This is a genomic window from Paenarthrobacter sp. NPDC091669, from assembly GCF_044756725.1.
Lineage (GTDB): Bacteria > Actinomycetota > Actinomycetes > Actinomycetales > Micrococcaceae > Arthrobacter > Arthrobacter bambusae_C.
Genome location: NZ_JBIVTK010000003.1, coordinates 382,866 through 409,403, shown reverse-complemented (window position 1 = coordinate 409,403; position 26,538 = coordinate 382,866). Strand labels below are relative to the sequence as shown.

Genomic DNA, 26,538 nt, shown 5'->3' with positions numbered 1-26,538 from the left:
CCTTGGTTAATGCCTGCGGTGGAGTTTAGACGCCGTAGTAGAGCTCGAACTCATACGGGTTCGGGCGCAGCGACAGGGGGCGGATCTCGTTCTCGTACTTGTAGTCGATCCAAGTATCGATGAGGTCCTGGGTGAAGACACCGCCGGCCTGCAGGAACTCGTTGTCCTCGCGCAGGGCTTCAAGAGCTTCTTCGAGAGAGCCCGGAGCCTTGGGGATGTCCTTGGCTTCCTCGGCCGGGAGCTCGTAGAGGTCCTTGTCGATGGGAGCCGGGGGTTCAATGCGGTTGCGGATACCGTCAATGCCGGCCATCAGCTGGGCAGCGAACGCCAGGTACGGGTTGGACGAGGGGTCCGGAGCGCGGAACTCGATGCGCTTGGCCTTCGGGTTGGTGCCCGTGATCGGGATACGGATACCGGCGGAGCGGTTGCCCTGCGAGTAGACCATGTTCACGGGGGCTTCGAAGCCCTTGACCAGGCGGCGGTAGGAGTTGACCGTCGGGTTGGTGAAAGCCAGAACTGCGGAAGAGTGCTTCAGCAGGCCGCCGATGTACCAGCGAGCCATGTCGGAGAGGCCTGCATAGCCCTTCTCGTCATAGAACAGCGGGTCGCCGTTGCTCCACAGCGACTGGTGGCAGTGCATGCCCGAGCCGTTGTCACCGAAGACAGGCTTCGGCATGAAGGTGACGGACTTGCCCCAGGCATCGGCAGTGTTCTTGATGATGTACTTGAACTTCTGCAGGTCATCTGCAGCCGCGGTCAGCGTGGTGAACTTGTAGTTGATCTCAGCCTGGCCGGCGGATCCAACTTCGTGGTGGGAGCGCTCAACCTCAAGGCCGGCCTTGTCCAATTCGATGCACATGGCGTCGCGAAGGTCGGCCTGCTTGTCGGTGGGGGAGACCGGGAAATAACCGCCCTTGACGGGGGTCTTGTAACCGAGGTTTCCGCCCTCTTCCTTACGGCCGGTGTTCCAGTGAGCTTCTTCAGAGTCGATCTTGTAGAAGCTGCCCTGCGGTGAGGACTCGTACTGGATGTTGTCGAAGACGAAGAATTCAGCCTCGGGAGCGAAGAATGCGGTGTCGGCGATGCCCGTGGAAGCCAGGTAGGCTTCAGCCTTCTCGGCTACACCACGGGGGTCGCGGTGGTAGGGGTCACCGGTGCGGGGGTTCACGATGGAGAAGTTCAGCGCAAGCGTCTTCTCGATGCGGAACGTGTCGATGAAGGCCGAGGTCACATCCGGGATGAGCTGCATGTCGGACTCAGCGATGCCCTGGAAGCCTCGGATGGAAGAACCATCGAAGAGCTGGCCATTGACGAAGAAGTCAAGGTCGACACTCTTGGCCGGCACATTGAAGTGCTGCTGGACACCAGGAAGGTCGGTGAAGCGGATATCGACGAATTTGACGTCTTCGTCTTTGATGAACTTGAGGACTTCGTCCGCAGTCTTGAACATCTATGCTCCTTATGCATATCAAGTAACAGGCCCGGAAGGCCGCTTGGTGCAGCCCATGCCAAAGCTCCGGAGACACAAAGACATCCCCTTGCAGTGGTGGCTGGCAACTCATACCACCATAGGGAGATGGGATTTCCCGGGGGTGTCAGTATTGTTTCCGGCAGGTTACAGAATCATCTGTTGTGTAAACGGTAGTCGGCTTCCCGGTGTCCGGTCCACGTCGGTCCGGTGGGCGAACACATTGCCCGCACAAACACCTTGGCGGCCCCTTCAGCTGTTGTGCCGGGTCGGACACCAAGCGTGCCAGCCGTTAGGCTTGAGGTGTGGTTGATCGAAAAGACATAGGCTCCTGGTTGAGCGGTCCGGACACGTCCGGAATCTCCAAATACCCCGGTGAAAGACTCGGGTTGCCTGAGTCGGGTCCCGGCTCCACCGCGCGCGCCGGTCGCCGCATCCTGGGCATCGTGGTGGATTGGACCATCGCGTTGGTCATCAGCAACTTTGCCTTCGGCGGCGACGCGTGGGCTACGTTGGCTATTTTCGCCGTTGAGCAGATTCTTTTGATTGGCACTTTGGGCTACAGCATCGGACACAGGGTGGCTGGAATCCATGTGGTCCGCCTGGGTGGTGGGCCGGCCGGCCCGCTGGCCGCAGTGGTACGGACGGTCCTCTTATGCCTGGTTATTCCGGCCGTCGTCTTTGATCCCGACCAGCGGGGCCTGCACGACAAAGCCATGAACACGATCCTCATACGGATGTAGGGCTGCCCGCAGGCAATGAACACAACGCAATGAACACAACAAAAAACCGCTGCTCCCCGCAATCGGGGGAGCAGCGGTTTTTTGTTGTCACCAAGAGCGTCCGCGTCAGCGTCCGCGTGCGGCCTTGCGGTCCGGGCGCGCTTTGTAGGGATCGATGCCTTTGGGGATCGGCAGGCGGTTCCCCAAGGAGTTGATGCGTTTGCTGACAGCGTTTACTTCAATCTTGGTGAGCTCCTTATTGAGCTTGCCCATGGTCTTCGCCAGCTTGTTCAGGGGCACTTGGCCTTCTCCGCGTCCGGATTCCAGAACGTGGATGGTGACGTTCGGAAGAATGCGGGCAAGGCGCTTGCGCTCTGCATCCACAAGGGGCTTTACACGGTGTGTGGGGCCTTCGCTGACCAGGACAACCCCGGGGCGGCCAATGGCCATGAAGACGGCGTCCTGCGTGCGTGGGTTGACCGCTACAGGCTGGTCCTGCGTCACCCAACCACGGCGGAGGGTTCCCAAGGCGGCGCCAGATGCGCCCGGCTGGTTCTCGATCTGCGCGAAGGCGGCCTTTTCGGCCCTTCGGGACAGGATGAACACCGCTGCCAGGAGACCCAGCGGAATACCAATGATCAGGCCGGTGACCCAGTTCTCCAGAAGGAAGCCGATCAGGAACGCGACAGCCACCACGGCAAGGAACGCCAACACCATGATCCACACGACCTGGGGATCATTCCGCCGGGTCATTTTGAAGACTTCAGCGATTTGCTTCAGCTGGCCAGGCTTCTTTGCCTTGGTTTCCTTGGGCTTGCGCTTGAACAGCCCACGCTTGGGTGCGTCGGCCGAGGGGGTCGAGTTGCTGGAATCAGGGGAGTTCGCCATAGTGCCTCAATTCTACGTGATATACGCCCAGGCACCGGACGCCTTGTGGACCACGGCCGGGCTGCGGGCGAATCGTTTTTGATTTCTCCGTCATGAACCAGCCCGCTGTGTCACTTGGTTTAAGTGACTCCCAAGCTCCGGAGTCACTCGATACTGCGCATTCCCCACGTTCGATCCCCATAGGAACCACATGACTGATTTGCCGCCACTGCTCACCATCGTCCTTGAGGAAACCGGACAACTTGACCGCGAGTCAGCCATGTATCGGCGATTGATAGCTGCACGCCTGCGCCTTGAATCGCATTTCGCTGTCCTCCATGTTGCTGAGTCCTTGACGACGGCCGTCATCTCCAGGCTCTGCCGGCAGATCGACAGCAAGTACGTCATCTTCATGCGGACTTCCCATCTCTTGTCTGCGAACTACGTGGCCACTCTCTTCGAATACCTCAAGTCGCGCACCGTCTATCTCGCCGAGCCCGTCATGTACACAGGCCCCATCCCGAAGAATGCAGCCGGAACCAAACTCGACGACGCGTACCACTACGCCCGCGACACCGACGTCTTTGGCAGTGCCTTCAACACGAGGAGATTGTCCGACGCACTGGAAGCGCTCGGGGACGTGGATCGCTCCGCCATCTACACCAGCTACCGGATGTACTGGTCCATAGCGAAGGTCAGGCCGCTCACCACAGGTTTTTCCGTAGCATCGGACACCAAGGCCGCGATCGGCCTCCGGATTGCTGCGGAAGCCAACCGTCTGATGCCGGTGATGCCCGTTGACTCCAAAGAGATCAGGCTGCAGGTCCTGCGCTACGTTGCACTGTTCCTCCGGGGTATCCGGGGTCAAAAGGCGACGTCCATTACCTTGAACCATCTTCGTGACTTGATCAGAGGCTTCGAGCTGATGGAATTGCTGGCAATGGTGGAGCCGCTGCAGCCTTTCGAAGCTGCTTGGATCCGCTGGCTGGATGACCCGGCAGACGGCAAGCAGTTCTACAAGCAGCTCAGCAACAAAGACGCCTACCTGGTTTTCCGGCACAAACCGGATGCCCGCGCGAACGAGATCCCACTGTATGAGTTGCTGTTCAACGAGGAAACCCTGACGATCGGAAAGTGCTATCTGGCACGCAACCTCAGGTCCGGCCATGCCAGGCCCGGCAGCTACAACTTCTATAACCGGCCGATCAGTTCCTCCTCGACGATCCTCTTCTTCGACCGGCCCCATCAAGCGGACGACAATGCCGAGCATTTGTACGAGTACTTCACGGCAAAGCATCCCGAATTTACCCATGCGTATTTCGCCATCAACCCCAAATCTCCCGACTGGGCGCGCCTTGAGTCCAAGGGCTTCAACTTGATCTCCATTTTCACCAAGGAGTTCTACGAGAAGTTCCTCATATCGGACCTTGTGGTGTCCTCGCAGATCTACAGCATCAGATACCGCGGTAAATCGTTCGCCAACTCCAGATTTGTCTACCTTCAGCATGGAATCCAACTCAACGACATGTCTGATTGGGTGCTCTCCAAATACTTTGACGTCTTTGTTGCCACGGGCAGGATCGAAGCGGACTACATGAGCAAATTGGCTCCTGTTGAGACCCTGAACAGCGGATTGCCGCGATACGAGTCCTTGGCCCGTGACATCCACGGACAACAACATCTTCTCTTCATGCCCACATGGCGCTTCAACCTGCACCAGTCCTCGACAGAGCACTTCGTGCAGTCGAGCTACTTCCATGCCATCGACACCTTGCTTTCGGACCCACGGCTCATGAGGTTCCTTGAGGACACAGACCGGATCATGCATGTGAAGCTTCACCCCAACGTAGAAAAGCGAGCCGGCCAGTTCAGGTTTACCGAGCGCATCGTGAAGTCCGATTTGAGCTACCGGGAAGCGATTCGCGCCGCTGAACTCGTGGTGACCGACTACAGTTCCGCGGCCCTTGACGCGGCCTTCGTGGGCACTCCAATTGCGTACTATCACTGGGACGCAGCCGACTTCTTCAAGGACCAGCCCTACGAGAGCCGCCTGGACTACAGCGACGACGGTCTGGGCCCTGTGTTCAGTGAGCACTCTGAGCTGGTGAGCCACATCGTCCACAACGATTTCGCCGTGAGGGATCCCAAGTACATCAGGCGTCGTGAGCGATTCTTCGAGGGAGTGGATCCGGCGCGCATCAACGAAAAGATCGTCGAAAGGATGTTGAGTCTCTGATGGCGTTGATCCATGGTTTCAAGAGGAGCATCACCAAAGCCGGCCGGGCGGCTGCCTACTCGCCTGCCGGGCTGGAGGTCGCCAGGGCAGTCCTTGCATCCCGGGCTGATTCACCCGTGCGGCGCATCATCAAGGCCAAGGGCCTGGAGGGGAGGATCCGCCGTGTTGCCTCCGAAAGCCTCCCTCAAGGGCTCTACTTCGCGAAGCTGACCTTGGGCAATTGGGAAGCTTGGAAGGGGCAACAGTTCCGTCTGTTCCAAGACGGGAAGGTGGTCTATGGCAACATGGTGGAACCACCGGCCCGGGGCTTTCCTCTCGAGTACCGCAACATCATGGTCACCTCGGACGATGTCTCCCGTTTCGCCGTCGATATCGACACGCCCTATGAGTTGAAGATCGGGCGGGGAGCGTTCACGACGCCACAACAGCTTGCGTACGACGAGCAGTACGGTGTGGAGCAACACGGGGACGTGTTCTACTCACTGCGCGGGAACACAACAAACCCGAAAAAAATGCTCATCACCTTCCCCGGTTTTGGCCCCTCGACAACGCGGATTTCGTACGCAGTAAGTTACCTCAAGGACCTCACGGAGACGGACCTGCAGGACACCCTGATGGTGTGTTTCCAGGACCGTTACCTGGTGGCCGGTTCGTACATGATGGTGGACAACGCAGGCAGGCCCCTGGAGAGCCGGGTGGGGGGAGCCATTGAAGGGCTGCGGAGCCGGTTCCACATAGATCGTCAAGAGATGCTCTTCTTCGGCGCCTCCAAGGGTGGTTCCATCGCCATCCACTACGCCAAGGACTATCCTGACGCCGCCTTGCTGCTTGCAGTGCCGCAAATGAACCTGCCGTACTACTTCAACAAACCGTTTTTCAAGGACAACCTCTTGCAGAACCGTGCCCTGCGCGATGTCGGGCAACCAGAGGACCGCCTCCGGCGGTATTTCGCCGAAGGACGCAAAATTGATTACTTCTATACGAACTCCGACGAACTAAGCAACCATTCACTGATCGAGTTGGCCTCCGACATACCCAATCTCTCGAAGTACCGCATCAATGGCGGACACTCCGAGGTGGCCAGGGCCGCGCTGCCAGCCATGTTGGGGATCATCCGGAGATTTCTCAGCCACCGGAAGGAGGAACAATTCGCGTGCGAAGAGATGCGTACCTTCCGCCACGATCAGACCCTCCAGGTGCAGGTCCGGATCGATGCTGAAGCCTCCATGGTCACCGGGGCCAACTGGTTCATCGCCGGGAGCTCGGGGAGAACACGGTTCCTGCAGCTGATGACGGAGCACTCCTATCACTTCGTCAAATACACCGCAGGTGAACAGAGCCTTTTCCCCGCCTATGACCCCATCGACCAGCTCTCCCAGGTGATCGCCATGAAGGCCGATGGCACCACGTGGACCGGTGCCCTGCCTGAGGCGGTGAAACCGGGGACACGGATAACAAAGAAGAGCTTGAGCTCCCAGGCGTTGACCCTCCAGACAGAGGCCACGCAGGACTATTCAGTGCTCGACGGCGATACGTTCGCGCGTTTCCGCTATCGCTGCCGCACACTGGCCCCTGACGGTGACACGATGGAAATCCATTTCGTTTCCGACCCCGAAGCAGTCATTACAGACGTCGAGGACAGTGATGCCCGGACGGCGTGCAGGGCTGCGGTCCAAGCCGTCGATGGCTGGGCCATGGCGGACATCGCAGCTCTAAGGTTTGTCATCGCAGCCGGAGTCCAGCGCTTGCTGGTTGTCGTCCATGGGGACACGCACGCCGAAGCTGCCGAGGTACTGTCCGCCATCGATTGGGAAGACACCTGCGTTGTGCTTGCGGACTCCCGGGAGGTGTTGGCCGGTGTCGGAGAACACTGATTCCACCAGAGGTGCCCACGCCCCGAAGAACCAAATCATCCGTTCCTACGCGGACGTGGCCTCCATTCAAGACAACGTAGTACACCTCAAAGAAACGCCCGGTTCTGAATTCACCTCATCCAGCGTGGAATTCGCGGGAACCGGAAACGTGCTGTTTATCGAGGACGGAACCAGGCTCCGCAACACAAGGCTCCGCTTCCTGGGAAACGACGCCGTGATCCATCTCCGGAAGTCCCATGGTTTCCTCAGGCTGATTGTGACGGTATTCGAAGAGTCCGTCTTCTATTTGGGGCCGGGTGCAACTTTCACGGCAGAAGCACGTGTACTTCCCACTGAACGCAAGCACGTGATCGTGGGCAGAGATGCAATGTTCTCGTCGCGGGTTGCCTTCAGGACGGCCGACCCACACTTGATCTACTCAGTGGAGCACCACCAGCGGGTCAATCCGAGCGGGTCCATTTGGGTGGGGGACCATGTGTGGTTGGGGGAAGACACGCTTCTTCTCAAGGGAGCCAAGGTCGGTTCCGGCAGCATTCTTGCTGCCCGGGCCTTGATTACCAAGAACGTCCCCTCCAACGCTACTGCCGCAGGCGTGCCCGCGAAAATCGTCAGCAAAGGGATCTTCTGGACGCGGCCATCCGTTCACGGGTACACGGTGGCCCAAACGGAAAAGAGCCTTGTTCATTCGGGGGATGAGTTCATCTTTGTCCCCGACGAACAGGTCATAGACGTCTCTACCTTGGAACGCGGATTGGACGCCGCTACCTCCGGCATAGGACGGGCAGCCTGGTGCTTCCAGTTGGATCACCTGGGCGCCAGAAACCGGTTCTACGTGGGGTGAAACAACTCAGCCGCGCCGCCTGGTGTTGGCGACGCGGCTGGGAACGGATTAGCCGTGGGGGCTTAGCCGTGGGTTTTGCTTAGCCGTGAGCGGCGAGGATGGTGGAGGCTTCCTGGCGGGTGGTGCCGGAGTCCTGGATGCCCTCGGCAATGTGGGCGAGGTGGGCGGGGATGTCCCGGCCCTTCTTCCGCATCGCGGTGGCCCACAACCTCCCGGCCCGGTACGAGGACCGCACCAACGGTCCGGACATCACACCAAGGAACCCGATCTCCTCGGCCTCGTGCTGGAGGTCCACGAACTCCTGCGGCTTGACCCACCGGTCCACCGGCAAGTGCCGCTCGGACGGGCGCAGGTACTGGGTGATCGTGATCAAATCACACCCGGCCGCGTGCAGGTCCCGCAGCGCCTCGGAGATTTCCTCGCGGGTCTCGCCCATGCCCAGGATCAGGTTGGACTTGGTCACCATGCCAAGGTCACGGCCCTGCGTGATGACATCCAGGGACCGCTCGTACCGGAACGCCGGGCGGATCCGCTTGAAAATCCTCGGCACGGTCTCCACGTTGTGCGCGAACACCTCGGGCTGGGAATCACAGATCGCCGCGATGTGCTCAGGCTTGCCGGAGAAGTCCGGGATCAGCAGCTCCACTCCGGTGCCCGGGTTCAGTTCGTGGATCTTCCGGACCGTTTCGGCGTACAACCACACGCCCTCATCGGCGAGGTCGTCACGGGCCACCCCGGTCACCGTGGCGTACCGCAACTGCATGGCCTGCACGCTCCGGGCCACCTTGGTGGGTTCGAACATGTCCACCGGGGACGGCTTACCGGTATCGATCTGGCAGAAATCACAGCGCCGGGTGCACTCAGACCCGCCGATCAGGAACGTCGCTTCCTTGTCTTCCCAGCACTCAAAAATGTTCGGGCAACCGGCCTCTTCACACACCGTGTGCAGGCCTTCCTTCTTCACCAGGTTCTTGAGCTGGACGAACTCCGGACCCATCTGGACCTTGGCCTTGATCCACTCAGGCTTGCGTTCAACCGGGACCGCCGAGTTACGCTGCTCAACGCGCAGCAACTTACGGCCTTCAGGTGCCAGGGTCACTGGAGTGCTCCTTCGTGGGTGGAAATGAGTGCTTCTTCATGCTTGCGGAATTCTTCCACGAAGCGGTCAACGATGTCGGCCGGGTTGATGGTCCGGCCGGCTTCCAGCGACATGGTGGTGACACTGGCGTCGGTAATTCCACAGGCAATGATCTGTTCGTAAGGCGCCAGGTCATTGCTGCAGTTGATGGCGACACCATGCATGGTGACGCCGTCCAGTACCCGGATACCGATAGCGGCAATTTTGCGGTCCGGACCTTTGTCATCGGCGAGCATCCATACGCCTGCCCGGCCTTTCACAGTCACGGCGTTGATGCCGTAGTCAGACATCACGGCGATCATGATGGCCTCGAGCCGTTCCACATAGTCGCGGATGCCGGCGCGGTTCTTGAGTTTGAGGATGGGATAGGCGATCAGCTGTCCGGGACCATGCCAGGTCAACTTCCCACCGCGGTCCACAGGAACGACGGGAGTCCCGTCAAAGGGTCGCTCGTGATCTTCCGTGAGCTTGCCGGCCGTATAGACGGCAGCGTGTTCCAGGAGTAAAACGGTGCTGTTCTTCTCGCCCGCAACAACTTTGTTGTGGATCTCGCGCTGCAGGTCCCAGCCCTGCATGTAGTCAACGAAATCCGGGGCAAGACCCAGTTGTGAAAACTCAAGAGTCATGGGTTCAAGCTTAGACCCAGCGGGGGACTGGCCATGATTTTGTGGCGAACCTCTCAGTCGCATCGCGTGCTGGAGGTCCCACGGCGCGAGCCAGGCGCGGCCTGTGGATAACTTCTGCGAAAAATCCCGTACTCCGGTAGATCTTGTCTATGGAAACTCTGGATCCGCCCGCCGCCGTCACGCCGTCCGTTCCGGGCTATGAGACATCCCGCATCTTGGGCCAAGGCAGTACTTCTACTGTTTGGCTCGTCACCAGGAGAGGCGACGGGGCACGGTTTGCCGTTAAGTGCGCCAGCCCCAGCGGCCAGGTGGCGCACTCCAGGATTCATGAGGAAGCATCGCGGGAGGTCAAGGTCCTGTCCGGACTGAAACACCAGCACTTGGTTCAGATATACGACGTTGTTCCGCTTGAAGGCCATTCCGTGGGGACACTGGGCATCGTCATGGACTACGCGGCCGGTGGTTCGCTGGCCAACCTGATGGCAGGGCGGGGAAGGCTCCAGGTAGGCGAAGCTGTCACCATTCTGACCCCTCTTGCTCAAGCATTGGACTACCTCCATGCCCACGGCACCGTGCATGGCGACGTGGCGCCAGGGAACATCCTGTTCACTGCTGAGGGGAAGCCACTGCTCGCGGACCTGGGCATTGCCTCCATGGTGGGAGGTGGCCGTCCAAACCTTGAGGCTGGAACACCCGGCTTTACCTCTCCTGGCGGTGCAATGGCCGGCAGCGGGACTGACGACTTGCAGGAACTCCAGCCGGCGCGCGATATCTATTCCCTTGCCGCCGTAGGGTGGTACTGCCTGACAGGGGCGGCCCCGGAGACCACTCAGCACCGGCCGCCGTTGTCTGTGGTGGTTCCGGATGTTCCGAGGTCCTTGGTCGCGGCGTTGGAGGCTGCGCTGGATCTGGATCCGTTGGTGCGGCCAACAGCCAAAGAATTGGCCATGGCAATCTTCAGGAGCGCAGCGCCTGAGCCGGTGGATTTGTCCGGCGCTGTACATTCCTCCGTCATTCCTGAACTGCTGACGCGGCGCCAGGCTTTGGGGCGTTCCGTACGCCGCACACCCCGATGGGTCGGATCATGGCGGAGATTCCTGCCGCGTGGACTACAACGGAGCCTTCGATCCGAGGGCCGACGGACGCGACGTCGTGGCCGGTGGTTCAGAGGCAGTGCTGCCATAGTGACCACCGGGCTGCTGCTCGGGATTTTGGCATGGAACCTGTGGCCGCAGAACCCGCAGCAACAGAGCATGGAGCTATCTGCCCAGCCGCAGGAAGTAGCGGCGGAAACCGGCAAAGCGGACCCCGGGCCAGAAACCACGGTGTCTGCCGCTCTGCCGGAAGGACTGGCCGAAGGGCTCCATGCCGATGACCCTGCAGTGGCCGTTGCCACACTGTCATCCCTGCGCGATATGGCACTGGGGCAAGGAAGGCTTGAGCTATTAGCCTTGGTCAATGCCTCTGGATCACCCGCGGAATCCTCTGACCAGCTGCTGGCGGACCACCTGCGGAAAACCGGAACGATGTACGCCGGCTTCTCCACGACCATATCCGGGGCTGGCGTTTCCGGACCCAGAGAGGCCGTCGACGCAGTGGTTACGCTGACTGTCGCGACATCCGGGTACGAAGAACGCGATGCTTCAGGAGCCAAAGTCCGGTCACGGCCTGCCCGCCCACCGCAGGAGCTTCGCGTTCACGTCGTTCGCGCTGACGGGCGATGGTGGATTTCGGAAATCCTTGCCCCGGGCACCGGCCCGGAAAGCCCGGAAAACCCGGAAAACCCGGAAAAAACAGACCCAGCGACCATCGGCTGACCAGTCAACCGCCCGGTCAGCGTGCCTTGTCTTTCGTCAACCAGGCCATGGCGTCCGATAAGGATGGGTGCTCCCACGTGAAACCAGCGTCCGACAGCCGGGCAGGTTCCATCCTCTGATTGGCCAGAACCAGCTCATCGGCAAGCCGCCCCAGCACCAAGCGCAAAGCGGGACGGGGGACACGTAAGAAGGCTGGCCGGTGGAAGGCTTTGGCCAGGGCGGCGACGATCGTATTGACGTCTGCGCTTTCCGGGGCGCAAACATTCACCGCGCCATCAACGTCGGTGGTCAGCAGGTGCGCCAACGCAGCCACCTCATCGGCCAACGTGATCCACGGCCAGTACTGCCGCCCGTTTCCAAACGGCCCGCCCAGCCCGAGCTTCAGCAAGGGGAGAAGGGGTCCGAGCGCACCCCCTGAGGTGCTGAGGACTACTCCGGTTCGCGGAGTCACTACGCGCACACCAGGTGGTGCGGTCCGGGCTGTGCGTTCCCATTCAACGCACAAGCTTCCCAGCACGCCATGGCCGGGCCCCGAATCCTCCCGTAGAAGGCCCTCGCGTGAGGCACCGTAGTAACCGGAGGCGGATTGGCTGATGAAGGTGGCCGGTGGCGTGCCGAGTCTTCCCATGGCGTCGGTCAGGGTCCGGGTGGCTTCGAGCCGGGAGTCCCGGAGGTCCTGGATGCGCTTTTTAGTCCAGGGGCGGTCCCCGATTCCAGCTCCGGAGAGGTTGATGACGGCCTCTGCCGTGTCCAGGACGGCCGCGTCGAGTTGCCCAGCGGCCGGGTTCCATGTCCATTCACCCGGGTCCGCGGCCGGCCTCCGCACCAACCGGATGACCTCATGGCCGTGGCCGGCCAGATGCTCCGATAAAGCCGTTCCGATCATTCCTGACGCTCCGGACATCACGATTCTCATGACCCATCTCACCATGGGAAACGCGTGTGGCGGAAACGCCTGTCGGTGCGGCAGAGGGTGGGCGCCTCTTGACTATGATCGAACAATGACCTCCTCCAGCTACCTCCGTTTCCCGCATGTGCACGGCGATCTGGTCACTTTCGTGGCCGAAGACGACATCTGGCTCGCCCCCGTTTCCGGCGGGCGTGCCTGGCGGGTTTCGTCCCAGCAACTGCCGGCAAGGAACCCCCGCTTCACTCCGGACGGGAAACGACTCGTGTGGACGGTGATTGTGGGCACGTCCCCGGAGGTTGTCACGGCAAACGTCGACGGCGGCGGCTACAGGCAGCTGACGTACTTCGGCCACAGCACCACTAAAGTCAAAGGCTTCACCCCGTCAGGAAACGTTGTGGTGACCAGCGCCTTCCAGCAGGCGGAAAGCCGCCACACGCATGCTTACAGTGTTCCCCTGGACGGGGGTGCCGCCGTCGAACTTCCCTTTGGACCCGTTGAGGCAGTTGCCTTTGGCCCCGAAATCGGTGACGAGAAGCCTGTGGTGTTGGCCAGTGTCCTTTCCCGGGAGCCGGCTTGGTGGAAGCGGTACCGGGGCGGCACCGCGGGCAAACTGTGGATCGACTCCGACGGTAACGGTGAGTTCGAACGCCTGGTGACGAAGATCGACGGGAACCTCACCGACCCCCTGTGGGTCAAGGGACGAATCGCCTTCCTTTCGGACCACGAGGGGTATGGCAACCTCTACTCGGTACTTCCGGACGGGTCGGGGCTGCGCCGCCACACCGATCACGAAGACTTCTACGTCCGGCATGCGAGCACGGACGGTGGCCGGGTGATCTTTGAATCGGCCGGCGAGCTGTGGATGCTTCCTTCACTCGACGCCAACGCCGAAGCAAGCAAATTGGATATCACGCTGGGTTCGGCGTCGCCGGCCCGCCGTCCCGCGCCCCTCAAAGTCGCTGCACACCTCGGTGACGTCGTTCCCAACGCTTCGGGTACGGCCAGCGCCGTGGAGTCGCATGGTACGCTCCACTGGCTCCGGCACAAGGACGGGCCCTCGCGTGTAGTGGAGGCGACGCCCGGGGTGCGCGCCCGCCTGCCGCGCCCGCTGACGGGAGGCCGGATTGCCTACGTCGCTGACCATGAGGCCGTTGAAGCCCTGTATATCAAGCGCATCGCCTCGCGGTTGTCGGCAGTCGTCGACGTACCCGACGCAGTTGTTCCGGCGCCGGCTCCGGTCAATGAAGCCGATCCGCTGCCCAAACCGGTAGCCGCGTCCAATGTGTTGGGGCAGGCAAGCACTGCGGCGCGAACAACAGCCCCTGTTACGCCGCCAGCCGTCACGCCGCCAACCGGCACGGCGGCCGAGCCGTCCGCTGACACTGTCAGTGCTACGGACGCGCCGGCGATCCCTGAAACGGCGGAGGACGCGGTTGAGGTGCGAATCGATTTTCCGTCGCCCACCCGCACGAGTGCACTGGAGGCGAGCCCGGATGGACGATGGCTCGCAGTGGGAACCTCCTTCGGGGACGTCTATGTTGCTGATACCGCCCAGGGAACGTTGACCCTTGTTGTCAGCGTGGGTGAGGGCAGCATCGAACAACTGGCGTGGTCCGGGGATTCGCAGTGGCTGGCATGGTCAGAGCCGGTCACATCCTTTGGTTCGCGGAGTAAGCTCCGCATCACCCGCCCAGGCGACGCTGGGACGGGCATCATCGATGTCACTGACGGACGTTTCTGCGACGAATCACCCCGGTTCACCCCGGATGGGAAGTTCCTGGCTTTCCTGTCGAACCGAAGCTTCGACCCTGTCTATGATGGCCACTCCTTCGACCTGTCCTTCCCGAGCCCCATCAAGCCGTATTTGGTTGCCCTGGCGGCGGACACCCCTTCGCCGTTTGGCCCGTCCGTTGATGCGCTGGAGGATGTGGCGACTGCCTCGGAAAAGTCCGACGACGGCGGCGCACCTGCCGTGCGCGTCGACCCGGAGGGCCTGGCCCACCGCGTCATCGGTGTGCCGGTGCCGCAAGGGAATTACTCGCAGCTGGCTGCCACAGACGGTGCCTTGCTGTGGCTCGATACTGAACTTTCCGGCGTGACGGGCGAGGGCAAGGGCAGCCTCGCAGACAAGAAGACCGCACCGGCCTTGGTGCGCTATGAACTCGCCAAGCGCAAGAAAACCACCTTGGTTGCCGGAGTGGACGGCTACAGGTTGTCGGGCGATCTCAAGCGGGTTGTGTACATCCTGGACCAGCAGGTCACCTCGGTGCCCTCCGACACGAAGGTGGACGAGGAATCCGGAGACCTGGTGAAGGTGGAACTGAACAGGATCCGGGTCATTCTTGACCCGGTTGCCGCATGGGGGCAGGCCTTTGAGGAGGCCTGGCGGCTTCAGCGGGACTTCTTCTGGACCGCGGACATGGCGGGCCAGGATTGGGACTCCGTCTACAAACGCTACCGCCCGATGGTGGACCGGCTGGGCTCGCATGACGACCTCGTGGACCTGCTGTGGGAGGTCCACGGTGAGCTGGGAACATCGCACGCCTACGTCAAGCCTGCCGCTGTCAGCGAGCCTGGGCGCAACGGCCAGGGTCGCCTGGGTGCTGAGCTTCACTTCGGCAGCAAAGGCTGGGAAATCACGCGCATCCTGGCGGGGGAGTCCTCGGACCCGCTGGCAACGTCGCCCTTGACGCGACCGGGCGCCGACGCGAAGGCCGGTGACGTCCTCCTGGCGATTGACGGCGTCGAACTTTCAGCGGCGTTGACGCCGGCAATGCAGCTGGTGGGAGCGGCCGGCCGGACAGTGGAGCTGACCCTGCTGAACGGAGAAGGGCACGCTGGGGCCGCCGGGGCCCAGCGTCGTGTGGCTGTTGTCCCTGTCCGTGATGAAGAGAGGCTCCGGTACCAAGACTGGGTCCGGGCCAACCGCCGCACTGTGCGCGAGGCCTCGGATGGCAAGTTCGGCTACCTGCACGTCCCGGACATGATGGCCAACGGCTGGGCGCAGCTCCACCGCGATCTGGATACCGAAACCGCACTGGACGGCCTGATTGTGGATGTACGGCGCAATCGTGGCGGGCACACCTCCCAGTTGGTCGCCGAACTCATCGGCCGGAAAGTCACTGGCTGGAGCATGCCGCGTGGGGAGAAGCCGCGGACCTACCCGGATCACGCGCCGCGGGGTCCGGTGATCATCCTCGCCGACGAATTTGCTGGATCGGATGGCGACATCATCACCCAGGTATCCAAGCTAAGGGGCATTGGCCCCGTGATCGGTACGCGGACGTGGGGAGGCGTGGTGGGCATCGACAACCGTTTCGCCCTGGCAGATGGCACGGGCGTGACGCAGCCCCGATACGCCACCTGGTTCAGCGGCGGGATCGGCTGGGATGTTGAGAACCGGGGCGTGGAGCCGGATATCGAAGTCCTGTTCCCGCCTCACGCCTACGCCGCGGGCACTGATCCGCAGTTGGAGTACGGTATTGGCGCCCTTAAGGAAATGATCCAGGAACTGCCCACTGACCGGCCTCCCCTCCGCGAGGGCTACCGCAAGGTCCGTCCGGAGCCGTTGCCCGCACGTCCGCAGGGCTAAGGGCAAAAGCAAACAGAGAAGAGCCCCGCTGTTTCCGGTGAAGGAAGCGGCGGGGCTCTTCTTGTGGTTCAGTGGTGCTGTTCAGCACAAGGTGGAGCTACACCGAAAGTGTGGCATCCAAGGTGATCTCGATGCTGGCCAGTGCACCAGAAACGGGGCAACCTGTCTTCGCATCTTCGGAGATCCGGCGGAAGTCCTCTTCGGACAGGCCAGGAACCTTTGCGGTCATGGTCAGGTGGCTGCCGGTGATACCGGTACCGGGAACGAAGGTGACATCGGCCTTGGTGTTGACTTCCTCAGCGGTGAATCCTTCACCGGCGAGGGCGTGGCTGAAAGCCATGGAGAAGCAAGCGGAGTGGGCCGCGGCGATCAGTTCTTCGGGGCTGGTCTTGCCGCCGGACTGTTCGGTACGGGCCTTCCAAGTGACATCGAACGTGCCCAGGCCTGAGCTGTCCAGCGTCGTGTTGCCGGCGCCCTCGATCAGGTTGCCGTTCCAAACCGTGTGTGCGGTGCGTGTTGCTGCCATGTCCACTCCTTGAAGTCGTTGTGAGTCGGCAACCCGCCTGAGGCAGGTGCCACCGGTTTCCATCCTAGGGATTTGCCCGTGGGACCGCACGGCCATTCCGCTGTCAGTGGATTGTGACCCCTGGACTGGCGGACCTCCACGACGCCGACGCTGATGCTTGGCGGCACAAGGCTGAAGTGCAGGGAGCTCCCTTCGGTTCCCCGGGCGGCCTTTCCGGCATGTCCAGCCACAAAAAAGCAGCCGTCCCATTCCGCATGGTGCGGAGTGGGACGGCTGCCGTGCTTCAGGAAGCGCCGGATCAGTTCCAGAGCGTGGCGATCGCGATGTTCACCAGGGCGAGGCCGCCCACACCATGAGCCAACCCGGTGGAGACAGGCTCGCCCTTTTTGACTTTGCGGGAGCCAATGACGGCGAGGACTGCCACGGCCACGCCAATGGCGAACTTAACCCCGAGCTTGAAGTAGTTGGGATCGGCATCAGGCAGCAAGGGGAACAAACCCATCATGGCGATGCCGGTCAGGAGCTGCAGGAACGCGCCATCGCGCTGGCGCGGGTGGATTGTTGGCTCCTTGATGGTGGCGATCCAGTAGCCCACAATCATGGCCGCGCCGACGATGTGCAAGAACACCAGAATGCTGAAGAGAATACTCATGGACCCAGCTTATCGAGTCGGTTCTACGTCCCGTAGCAAAGCCACGCGGATGGGGATACAGCAAAAGGGGCAGGTCACCGGATTTCCCGGTGGCCTGCCCCTTTTGCGTCAAGGGCGGACCTTTGTGGCGCTAAGCCCTAAAGGCCAAGGTCAGCTTCGAAAGCACCTTCCTCAAGGCGGGCCTTGAGGGTCTGCAGGAAGCGACCGGCATCTGCGCCGTCCACCAAACGGTGGTCGTACGTCAGGGAGAGGTACATCATGGAGCGGATGGCAAGCGAGTCGTCGCCATTCTCGTCGGCAACCACCACGGCACGCTTGACGATCGCGCCGGTCCCGAGGATACCCACCTGCGGCTGGTTGATGATCGGAGTGTCGAACAGTGCTCCGACAGATCCGATGTTGGTGATGCTGAACGTACCGCCGGACAGCTCGTCCGGGCCGATCTTGCCGTCGCGGGTGCGGCCTGCGACATCGGCGATCTTGCCGGCGAGGCCCGCAAGGTTCAGGTTGCCGGCGTCAGAGATGACCGGAACCAGAAGGCCCTTGTCGGTGTCGACGGCGATCGCCAGGTGCTCGGCGTTGTGGTAAGTGATTTCCTGCTTGGATTCGTCGTAGGCTGCGTTCAGCTTGGGGTGCTGCTTCAGGGCTTCAGCGACAGCCTTGGCGATGAACGGCAGGAAGGTGAGCTTGACGCCGTTCTGGGCCAGGAACTGGTTCTTGGCCTTGAGGCGGAGCTTGGCGATCTTGGTCATGTCGACCTCGTGCACCTGCGTCAGCTGGGTGGAGACCTCAAGGGACTCGCGCATGCGGCGTGCGATGACCTGGCGGATACGCGGTGCCTTCTCCGTGGTGCCGCGAAGCGACGATGCAACTACCGGAGCAGCAGCCTTGGCAGCGGGGGCTGCCGAAGGAGCCGATGCTGCAGGGGCAGCGGCGGCCTGCTTGGCTTCGGCCGCGGCCAGGACATCCTGCTTGCGGATTCGGCCACCGACGCCGGTACCGGAGACGGAAGCAATATCCACACCGTGCTGGTTGGCAAGCTTGCGGACCAAGGGAGTGACGTAACCGGATTCCGAAGAACCCTCAGCCGCGGGAGCAGCCGGAGCCGGAGCGGGAGCAGCAGCAGGTGCCGGCGCAGCAGCGGGAGCGGCCGGAGCGGCGGCAGGTGCCGGTGCTGCAGCCGGTGCGGGTGCAGCGGCGGGAGCGGCCGGGGCAGCGGCAGGTGCCGCCTGAGCGGGAGCGGCGGCCGGGGCAGCTGCGCCGGAACCGATGACGGCAAGGACGGAGCCAACCTCAGCGGTCTCGTCCTCGTTCACGCGGATCTCCTGCAGGGTGCCTGCAACCGGCGACGGGATTTCGGTGTCGACTTTGTCGGTGGAAACCTCCAGGAGGGGCTCATCCACCTCCACGGTGTCGCCTATGGCCTTGAGCCAGCGGGTGACGGTACCTTCGGTGACGCTCTCACCCAATGCGGGGAGGGTCACTTCGTGGCCTTCTCCGCCGGAAGCGGCGGGGGCCTCGGCAGCGGGAGCTTCCTCTGCTGCTGGTGCAGCCGGAGCTTCCTGTGCCGGTGCTGCCTGCTCTGCAGGAGCAGCAGGTGCTTCCTCGGCGGGTGCAGCCTCGGCCGCAGGAGCAGCCGAGCCGGAACCGTCGCCGATGCGGACCAAGGGGGCGCCAACTTCAGCCGTCTCGTCTTCAGCGACGAGGATTTCTTCGATGACGCCTGAGATCGGAGAAGGGATTTCGGTGTCTACTTTGTCGGTTGAAACCTCGAGCAACGGCTCGTCGATCTCTACCCGGTCACCAACCTGCTTGAGCCAGCGGGTGACGGTTCCTTCGGTGACACTCTCACCGAGGGCGGGCAAGTTAACGGATTCAGACATGTCGTCCCCGTTCTCCTTATTGATCTTTGTGCGGATGAATTCTGCTGGTCCGGTTCAGGTGCATGCGGCATATTCCGCCGCATGCACCTGAACCGTGGGTCTTGGTAAGACTTAGCCGTGGAGAGCTTTGCCCGCGAGGGCAAGGTGGGCTTCGCCCAGGCTTTCGTTCTGGGTGGGGTGGGCGTGTACCAGCTGGGCCACGTCCTCCGGGTAGGCTTCCCAGTTCACGATCAGCTGGGCCTCACCGATCTGCTCGCCCATGCGGGAGCCGATCATGTGGATGCCCACCACAGGGCCATCCTTCTGGCGTACGAGCTTGACGATGCCACCGGTGCCGAGGATCGAGCTCTTGCCGTTGCCGGCAAGGTTGTATTCCTGGGTCTGCACCTGGTCGTCGCCGAACTTCTCCTTGGCGGCCTTTTCGGTGTAGCCGACCGTGGCGATTTCGGGCTCGCAGTAGGTGACCTTGGGGATGTTGATGTCCTCGACGATTGCCGGGTTCAGGCCCGCGATTTCCTCGGCGACGAAGATGCCCTGCTGGTAGCCGCGGTGTGCCAGCTGTACGCCGGGGACGATGTCGCCAACGGCGTAGATGTTGCCGACGCCGGTGTGGAGACGTTCGTTGGTGATGACGAAACCGCGGTCAATGGTGAGGCCGGCTTCTTCGTAGCCCAGGTTGGCGGTGACAGGACCACGGCCAACGGCAACGAGCAGGAGGTCGGCTTCGAAGGTCTGGCCGTCAACCAACGTGACCTTGACGCCGTCGTCGTTCTGTTCGACGCCCTGGAAGAAGATGCCGGTGGTGAACTTGATGCCGCGCTTCTTGAAGGCACGCTCAAGGTTCTTGACGATCGAGGCGTCTTCGTTGGGAACCAAGGAGGGGAGGCCCTCGATGATGGTGACGTCCACGCCGAACGACTTCCATACGGAAGCGAATTCGACGCCGATGACGCCGCCGCCGAGGACGATTGCGCTCTTGGGGATGTAGTCCATGGTCAACGCCTGGTCGGAGGTGATGACCTTGCCGCCAATTTCCAGGCCAGGCAGGGAGCGTGAGTAGGAACCGGTCGCCAGGACAATGTTCTTGCCCGTGTAGGGGGTGCCGTTGACTACTACCGTGTTGTTGCCCTGGAGCTTGCCTTCACCCTCGATGACGGTGATGCCCTTGGACTTGATGAGCCCTTGGAGTCCCTTGTACTTGCCGGCGATGATGCCGTCCTTGTAGGCGTTCACGGCCGGCATGTCGATGCTGTCCAGCGTGACGTTCACACCATACTTGGCGGAATCGCGTGCATGGTCGGCCAGTTCGGCCGAGTGCAGGAGTGCCTTGGTGGGGATGCAACCGTTGTGCAGGCATGTTCCGCCGAGCTTTGCCTTTTCCACAAGGCCAACGGTGAACCCAAGCTGTACGGCCCGCAGGGCAGTGGCGTAGCCGCCGCTGCCGCCACCGAGTACCAGGATGTCGAATTCTTGCGCAGTTGCCTGATCGGCCACTAAAACGCTCCCTCGCGTGAATGATGACACGGGACTGCGTGCCATCTGGTCTTTGGAACTTGTTCTGCCGTGATTATGCCAGCACCTAAGTTCTCTTGCATTTGTGACTATCGAGTTCACCTTAGCGAACCACCTACCCATGCTCCACCCTCTGCGGGCGTTTTGTGGAGCGCTTGTGTCGAGACTCACGTTCACTTGTGACACAGCGCTACACGCCGCATAATTCCGGGGTTGCGCGGCCCTTGCAGGGTGTCCGGCAAGGGCCGCCGCAGACCGGGTGGGCGGGGGCGTGCCGCTTAGGCGGAAACTGCGAGGAGATCCTCGGCGTAGGCAACCAGGGTGCGGACGGTGCATCCGGTTCCCTGCTTGGGGGTGTAGCCGTAGGGGCTGCCGTTATTGAACGACGGACCCGCAATGTCGACGTGTGCCCAAGGGATCTGCTGGCCGTCGCCGTTCTTGCCGACGAATTCCCGCAGGAAAACGGCTGCGGTCATCATGCCGCCGTTACGCTCACCAATATTGGCAAGGTCCGCCACCTGGGAGTCCAGGCTCGGGCGCAGTTCTTCCGGCAGCGGCATCGGCCAGACCAGCTCGCCTGCCCGGTCTGCCGCTGACTTCAGGGCAGCAGTGACTGAGTCGGAGCCCATGACGCCAGCCGTACGCAGTCCCAGGGCGATGAGCTGGGCGCCGGTCAGCGTAGCGACGTCAATGATGGCATCCGGCTTTTCCAGGCTGGCAGCGACGAGGCCGTCGGCCATGACCAGGCGCCCTTCGGCGTCGGTGTTGAGGACCTCGACGGTCTTCCCGCCATAGATGGTGAAGACGTCGGCAGGACGTGCCGCAGCACCCGAGGGCATGTTCTCCGCAATGCAGAGCCACGCGGTCGCCTTGATGTTCAGGCCAAGCGAAGCGATGGCCAGGACAGTATTAAGGACGACGGCGGCGCCCGCCATATCGCTCTTCATGTCGCCCATGCCGAGGGCAGGCTTGATGGATATGCCGCCGGTGTCGAACGTGATGCCCTTGCCCACGAGGGCAATCTTCCTGGTGGCCTTGGCCGGCGTGTATTCGACCTTCACCAGGCGTGGCTGACGGGTTGAACCCTTGCCAACGCCAAGGATGCCGCCGAAGCCTTCCTTTTCCAGTCGCTTTTCATCCCAGACAGTGACCTTAACGGGCAGGCCCTTGGCCAGTTCCTTGGCGGACTCTGCAAAGGACTCCGGGTAGAGGTGGCTGGGAGGCTGGTTGACCAGGGTCCGGGTGGCGTTGACGGCGCGGGCCACAACAGCAGCACGGTCCAGTGCCGGTTGTGCATCCTTGGGATCGACATCGGAGAAAATCAGGGCCTTGGCTACAGGGGCTTTCAGTCCCTCCTTGCTGGAACGGTGCTCCGTGTAGGAGTAGGCGCCAAGGGCGGCACCCTCGGCGATGGCCGCGACATCGGCGACGCCGGTGGTGGGCAATGCCAACGTAACTGACGTGACGCCGGCGAGTTGCCGGACGGCAGAGCCCGCGGCGCGACGCAGGGACTCTTCGGGGAGGCTGCCGGATTCCGGGAATTTGCCCACGCCGGCGAGGACCAATATTCCCGAGCCGGTCTCAGGCAAGCCCGGGAGCCGGTGTGCCTGATCGGCGGCGCCGGTGATCCCCAACAGTTTGAGCGAGCCCGCAACGGACTCGGCTGCCTTTGCGCTCAACGGATTAGGGAGCAGCACTGGCCCATCCGCGCCTTGCGCAACTCCAATCACAAGTGCGTCGCTGGGGGACTTTTTCAGGTCCTTGGCGATGATGCCCAGGATGATGTCAGTAGTCTTGACCACGAGGATGTTGCCTCACTTCTCTCTGCATTGCATGGCTGGGCCGCATGTTTGGCGGCCTGCCCCGGTACGCGCCCGACGTCCTCTTCCGACGGCGGCCTTGGTCTTCAGGGGCCAGCGTCGCAGGAGGATACCGGCCCGGTTCGATCGTAGTCTCTTGAGCGCTGCGGACAGCAATTAAATGAGAGCTGCGGCACATCCGGTGCAGGAATGCCCGCTGGAGGTGCAGCGTTGTAAGGATTAATGGAATCCCGCCGCTGCTCCCAAAGGCCCCGTTGGCGCCATGTGGCCGGCACCTCCGGGATCTTCCCCTATTTTGTCATTGCGAAAGGAACACGCCGTGTTTGAACGGATATCCGGCTCCCTCCTGGACCCTGAATCGCTGTACGCGCGCAACATCGAGACCTTCCACAGCCCTGAGCTCCGCGGGCTGAACATGGTCATGGGATTCACCGGCTTTGCCGACGCGGGCCAGGTGGTCCGGCAGATCAACGCGGAACTGCTGGATGAGCTCGACGCCGAGGTAGTGGCCATGTTCGACGCCGACCAACTGATCGACTACCGTTCGCGCCGCCCCCATATCAGCTTCGTGGAAGATCACGTGCAGGATTACCAAGCCCCCAAGCTTGGCCTGTATAAGTTGACCGACGGCCTCGGTCAACCGTTCTTGTTGCTGGCCGGCTTCGAACCGGACCTCCAGTGGGAGCGTTTCTCGCGGGCCGTCGTCGGGATTGTTGAAGAGCTGGACGTCAACCTGGTCACCTGGATCCACTCCATTCCGATGCCTGTCCCGCACACGCGGCCCGTGGGAGTCACCGTCCACGGCAACCGGCCGGACCTCATTGAAGGTATTTCCAGCTGGAAGCCCACGGTGGACGTTCCCGCTGCCATCGGCCACATCCTCGAACTGCGGCTGACCGAAGCGGAACGCAATGTGGCGGGCTATGTGATCCATGTTCCGCATTACTTGTCGGAAGCCGAATATCCTCCGGCAGCCGTAGCCGGCCTGGAGTACCTGGGGGCGGCAACATCGCTGATGTTGCCCACCGACCGGCTCCGTGAGTCGGGCCGGGAAGTTGGTCGCCAGATCGCCGAACAGATTGAGGCGTCGGAAGAGGTCCAAGCGGTAGTCACCAATCTTGAGACCCGGTACGACGAGAAATCCGAGGGCGTAGTCCGCCGCTCACTGCTGGCGGACGAGAACGATGAGTTGCCCAATGCCGAGGACATCGGAGCCGCCGTCGAGGCCTATCTGGCCCGTAAGGACTCGCCTCAATAAATCATCTTTGAGGAGGTGACAGGCATAATTGAGGGGTGAATGCACCCCGCGCCTGGCTTATCTGGACGATCGGCGTGTTCGCCTACCTGGTGGCGGTGGCGCAACGAACGTCCTTCGGCGTGGCTGGATTGGAAGCTACTGAGCGGTTCCATGCCAGCGCCGCTGCCATCTCCTTTTTCACCGTGCTTCAACTCCTGGTCTATGCAGGGCTGCAGATTCCGGTAGGGGTCCTGGTGGACAGGTTCGGTTCACGGGCCATGATCGCCGGGGGAGCAGTCCTGATGGGGCTGGGCCAGTTGCAGCTCGCGTTCGCGGACAGTGTGCCCGGGGGCGTCCTGGGCCGGGTCCTTGTGGGTGCCGGTGACGCCATGACCTTCATTTCGGTGATCCGCCTGGTGCCGTTGTGGTTTGCTCCGGCCAAGGTTCCGTTGGTAACCCAGCTCACCGGGATGTCCGGACAGTTGGGGCAGCTCTTCAGTGTGGTTCCGTTTGCGCTTCTCCTTCACGCCTCGGGGTGGACCCCCGCGTTCCTCACCCTGGCCGCCATGTCAGTGCTGGCTGTGGTGTTGGTTCTCGCGATGCTGCGGGATGCTCCTCCCGGGCATCCGCCCAAGGAGTCCGGGCAGGGCCTGAGGGCCACGGGAGTTTCCCTGTCACGCGCTTGGAAACAGCCGGGGACCCGGCTGGGGCTGTGGAGCCACTTCACCGTCCAGTTCAGCGGAAACCTGTTCGCCATGACCTGGGGCTACCCGTTCCTTCTTTCGGCCCAGGGCCTTGATGCCGGAACGGTCTCCGCTTTGATGGCGCTCTTTGTGGCAACCGCCATCATTGCCGGTCCCGGCTTTGGCCGTTTCGTCTCCAAGCACCCCATGCGACGTTCAGCGATGGTCCTGCTGATCACCTTGGCCACCGCCGTGGCGTGGGCTGCCGTGCTCCTTCTTCCTGAGCGTGCTCCGCTGTGGATGCTGGTGGTGCTGGTAGTGGTACTGGCGGTGGGAGGTCCGGGGTCCATGATCGGTTTCGACTTTGCCCGGACCTTCAACCCCTCGCACCGGATCGGCACGGCAACCGGCATTGTGAATGTTGGTGGCTTCATTGCGGCACTTGTTGCGATCTACCTCATCGGTTTGGTTCTGGACCTCCTGAATGCCAGCGGTTTCTCGGGCGGCGATTTGTACGGCCTGGCACCGTTCCGCATCGCCCTCAGCGTGCAGTTCCTGCTCCTTGGCCTGGGAACGGTCCTTATCCTCGTGACCCGGCGTAAAGTCCGGCGGCAGATGGCCGCCCAGGGAATCCATGTACAGCCGTTGGTGGCGACCTTGGCCAAGCAGCGCCGGGAGCGTATGGAGAGAAGGCGCGCCTCGCGTGCCACCGCCCCAAAGGATCAATAGGGCGGCTGCCGCCTCCCCCGGCGTAATTCTGACCGGCTTTTCCACATAGGCAAGGTGTGGTCTGTATTGGCTTGCCGGATGTACGCAGGCTGGATGCATGACCACCAAGAGAACACTGAGCATCCACCGACCTGAAGACATTCTTGGCTATATCCCCCACCTGCTGGGCTATTGGCCCGAAGACAGCCTGGTTGCCATCACCATGCAGGGAAAGATCCTGGGCGCCACGCTCCGGGTGGATCTTCCGTCCCGCTGGTCGTCCCGGGCACTTGCCGGTTTCGCTGAACAGATCCGCCACTACCTGGTGGCAGACGAAGCCGCCAACGGTGTGGTGCTTGCTGTCTACACTGATGCCGGTTGGGTCGATGGCACCGTCGTCAGCCAGATGATGCCCATGATTGAAGCCTTGCAACTGTCCCTCGACGAGGTTGACTTATCGGTGCGGGATGCCTGGCTGGTCGGGAACCAATACTGGCGCAGTGCCTTCTGTTCGGACACAAGCTGTTGCCCGGATCCAGGACTTCCGGTGGCCCGCATCAAGGACAGCCGGCTGAACGCTGAGCTCGTGTACCAGGGGAGTGCGTTCGGTTCGTCGCCGGGGAGCGGCACCGGACAACCTGCACTGGCCAGATCAGGGCCGCTGGATCCGTCCGTGATGGAAGCAGAGTCCCGATTCGGGGACCGCATCCTCGGCATGTCGCGCAGCTGGCGGTGCCTGGAGTCCGTCCTTGCGGTCTGGCATCACGTCCTTGCCAGGGTTGAGCATGGTGCTCCTTTGCAGGCGGAGACAGATGCGCAACTCATCGGATTTCTCAGGACCACGCTGAAGGTGCCTGCGTGGCGGGATGCCGTGGTGGTGATGGCGGCCGCCGGCATGGACTCTGCAATATCCGGCGCGGCTGCTTTTGAACTCTTCAGCGATGAAGAGTCATGCGAGCCGCCGTTTGATGTTGGCGAACTCGGCATAACGGCATCCGCAGTCAACCCGCAGGCCACTCCAACGAGTGGTTCATGTGGAGATGTGTTCACTTATGGCGATGTCCTGCTGGGAATGCACCCCGATACGCCGTGCTGGGGCCGCGTTGATGCGTTGCACCGTGTTCTTGCCGGGCTGTGCGTCGAAGAGGAGTCAGGCGATGTTGCTGCCGCAGCGTTCACGCTCCAAGGGTGGATCTCATGGTGCAAAGGCAGCGGTTCAATCGCCCATGCGTGCCTCGTTCGGGCTAAAGCAGCCCGTCCTGGTTATCGATTGGCCGAGCTGCTGATGGAAGTCCTGGGACGGGGCGCCGTTTGCCGTTGGGCGGCCCGGCCCGGCTCGGCGTGGCGGGGGTCCAGGCAAGCACATGCTTAGGACGCCTGTACCCATGTGGTGGGACTTCGACAGGCATGGGTTTCACAAAACCGT

General features: G+C 62.0%; 19 protein-coding genes. 9 read left to right on the top strand and 10 right to left on the bottom strand.

Annotated elements, in window-relative coordinates:
• Positions 1–25: 25 nt before the first annotated feature.
• The gene (glnA, locus tag ACIQLI_RS07205; protein WP_089594519.1) at positions 26–1,450 is read right to left on the bottom strand and encodes a type I glutamate--ammonia ligase; all 1,425 of its coding nucleotides are present in this window, start codon (positions 1,448–1,450) and stop codon (positions 26–28) included.
• A 323-nt stretch (positions 1,451–1,773) separates the two neighbouring features.
• On the opposite strand from glnA, the gene ACIQLI_RS07200 reads away from it, so the two are divergent.
• Complete coding sequence (locus ACIQLI_RS07200) at positions 1,774–2,211, top strand: RDD family protein (protein ID WP_400386585.1); 438 nt, start codon at positions 1,774–1,776, stop codon at positions 2,209–2,211.
• Between the two features lie 105 nt (positions 2,212–2,316).
• Here the strand turns inward: ACIQLI_RS07200 and ACIQLI_RS07195 are convergent, their stop codons facing one another.
• Positions 2,317–3,078: a DUF4191 domain-containing protein gene (locus tag ACIQLI_RS07195; protein ID WP_354232813.1), complete on the bottom strand. Its 762-nt coding sequence runs from the start codon at positions 3,076–3,078 to the stop codon at positions 2,317–2,319.
• Between the two features lie 190 nt (positions 3,079–3,268).
• Between ACIQLI_RS07195 and ACIQLI_RS07190 the strand changes: the two genes are divergently transcribed.
• The 3 genes from ACIQLI_RS07190 to ACIQLI_RS07180 are packed head-to-tail and all read left to right on the top strand — an operon-like array spanning position 3,269 to position 8,008.
• On the top strand, positions 3,269–5,293 hold the full coding sequence (locus ACIQLI_RS07190) for a CDP-glycerol glycerophosphotransferase family protein (protein WP_400386582.1): 2,025 nt from the start codon (positions 3,269–3,271) through the stop codon (positions 5,291–5,293).
• Positions 5,293–7,167, top strand: a complete 1,875-nt coding sequence (locus ACIQLI_RS07185) for a hypothetical protein (protein WP_400386579.1) — start codon at positions 5,293–5,295, stop codon at positions 7,165–7,167. The genes ACIQLI_RS07190 and ACIQLI_RS07185 overlap by 1 nt, the downstream gene beginning before the upstream one ends.
• Positions 7,151–8,008, top strand: a complete 858-nt coding sequence (locus tag ACIQLI_RS07180) for an acyltransferase (RefSeq protein WP_400386576.1) — start codon at positions 7,151–7,153, stop codon at positions 8,006–8,008. The genes ACIQLI_RS07185 and ACIQLI_RS07180 overlap by 17 nt, the downstream gene beginning before the upstream one ends.
• 79 nt (positions 8,009–8,087) lie before the next feature.
• On the opposite strand, the gene lipA is transcribed toward ACIQLI_RS07180, so the two are convergent.
• Positions 8,088–9,107, bottom strand: coding sequence for a lipoyl synthase (gene lipA, locus ACIQLI_RS07175; protein ID WP_400386573.1), 1,020 nt, complete (start codon positions 9,105–9,107; stop codon positions 8,088–8,090).
• The gene (gene lipB / locus ACIQLI_RS07170) at positions 9,104–9,772 is read right to left on the bottom strand and encodes a lipoyl(octanoyl) transferase LipB (protein ID WP_354225522.1); all 669 of its coding nucleotides are present in this window, start codon (positions 9,770–9,772) and stop codon (positions 9,104–9,106) included. Before lipB ends, lipA begins: the two co-directional genes overlap by 4 nt.
• A 149-nt stretch (positions 9,773–9,921) precedes the next feature.
• Here lipB and ACIQLI_RS07165 point away from each other — a divergent pair, with 149 nt between their 5' ends.
• Positions 9,922–11,589, top strand: a complete 1,668-nt coding sequence (locus ACIQLI_RS07165; protein WP_400386570.1) for a serine/threonine-protein kinase — start codon at positions 9,922–9,924, stop codon at positions 11,587–11,589.
• A 16-nt stretch (positions 11,590–11,605) separates the two neighbouring features.
• Here the strand turns inward: ACIQLI_RS07165 and ACIQLI_RS07160 are convergent, their stop codons facing one another.
• Positions 11,606–12,505, bottom strand: a complete 900-nt coding sequence (locus ACIQLI_RS07160; RefSeq protein ID WP_400386567.1) for a TIGR01777 family oxidoreductase — start codon at positions 12,503–12,505, stop codon at positions 11,606–11,608.
• 85 nt (positions 12,506–12,590) lie between these two features.
• Between ACIQLI_RS07160 and ACIQLI_RS07155 the strand changes: the two genes are divergently transcribed.
• Positions 12,591–16,091: a S41 family peptidase gene (locus ACIQLI_RS07155; RefSeq protein ID WP_400386564.1), complete on the top strand. Its 3,501-nt coding sequence runs from the start codon at positions 12,591–12,593 to the stop codon at positions 16,089–16,091.
• 97 nt (positions 16,092–16,188) lie between these two features.
• Here the strand turns inward: ACIQLI_RS07155 and ACIQLI_RS07150 are convergent, their stop codons facing one another.
• The 5 genes from ACIQLI_RS07150 to ACIQLI_RS07130 all read right to left on the bottom strand — a co-directional run bounded on the left by ACIQLI_RS07150 (position 16,189) and on the right by ACIQLI_RS07130 (position 22,466).
• Complete coding sequence (locus tag ACIQLI_RS07150) at positions 16,189–16,617, bottom strand: OsmC family protein (RefSeq protein WP_089594529.1); 429 nt, start codon at positions 16,615–16,617, stop codon at positions 16,189–16,191.
• Between the two features lie 298 nt (positions 16,618–16,915).
• Positions 16,916–17,269 carry a hypothetical protein gene (locus ACIQLI_RS07145; RefSeq protein ID WP_207597150.1) on the bottom strand — a complete coding sequence of 118 codons (354 nt, stop codon included), beginning with the start codon at positions 17,267–17,269 and terminating at the stop codon, positions 16,916–16,918.
• A gap of 137 nt (positions 17,270–17,406) precedes the next feature.
• Positions 17,407–19,152 (bottom strand): 2-oxoglutarate dehydrogenase, E2 component, dihydrolipoamide succinyltransferase, encoded by a 1,746-nt coding sequence (gene sucB, locus ACIQLI_RS07140; RefSeq protein ID WP_400386560.1) that lies wholly within the window; start codon positions 19,150–19,152, stop codon positions 17,407–17,409.
• Between the two features lie 111 nt (positions 19,153–19,263).
• On the bottom strand, positions 19,264–20,646 hold the full coding sequence (gene lpdA, locus ACIQLI_RS07135) for a dihydrolipoyl dehydrogenase (RefSeq protein ID WP_207597152.1): 1,383 nt from the start codon (positions 20,644–20,646) through the stop codon (positions 19,264–19,266).
• Between the two features lie 296 nt (positions 20,647–20,942).
• Positions 20,943–22,466: a leucyl aminopeptidase gene (locus tag ACIQLI_RS07130; RefSeq protein WP_400386557.1), complete on the bottom strand. Its 1,524-nt coding sequence runs from the start codon at positions 22,464–22,466 to the stop codon at positions 20,943–20,945.
• A gap of 337 nt (positions 22,467–22,803) precedes the next feature.
• On the opposite strand from ACIQLI_RS07130, the gene ACIQLI_RS07125 reads away from it, so the two are divergent.
• The 3 genes from ACIQLI_RS07125 (at position 22,804) to ACIQLI_RS07115 (ending at position 26,484) form a co-directional block, all read left to right on the top strand.
• Positions 22,804–23,742: a proteasome assembly chaperone family protein gene (locus ACIQLI_RS07125; RefSeq protein ID WP_089594534.1), complete on the top strand. Its 939-nt coding sequence runs from the start codon at positions 22,804–22,806 to the stop codon at positions 23,740–23,742.
• A gap of 35 nt (positions 23,743–23,777) precedes the next feature.
• Positions 23,778–25,133, top strand: a complete 1,356-nt coding sequence (locus ACIQLI_RS07120; protein ID WP_400386553.1) for a nitrate/nitrite transporter — start codon at positions 23,778–23,780, stop codon at positions 25,131–25,133.
• 97 nt (positions 25,134–25,230) lie between these two features.
• Positions 25,231–26,484 carry a DUF4192 domain-containing protein gene (locus ACIQLI_RS07115; RefSeq protein ID WP_400386550.1) on the top strand — a complete coding sequence of 418 codons (1,254 nt, stop codon included), beginning with the start codon at positions 25,231–25,233 and terminating at the stop codon, positions 26,482–26,484.
• Positions 26,485–26,538: the final 54 nt, after the last annotated feature.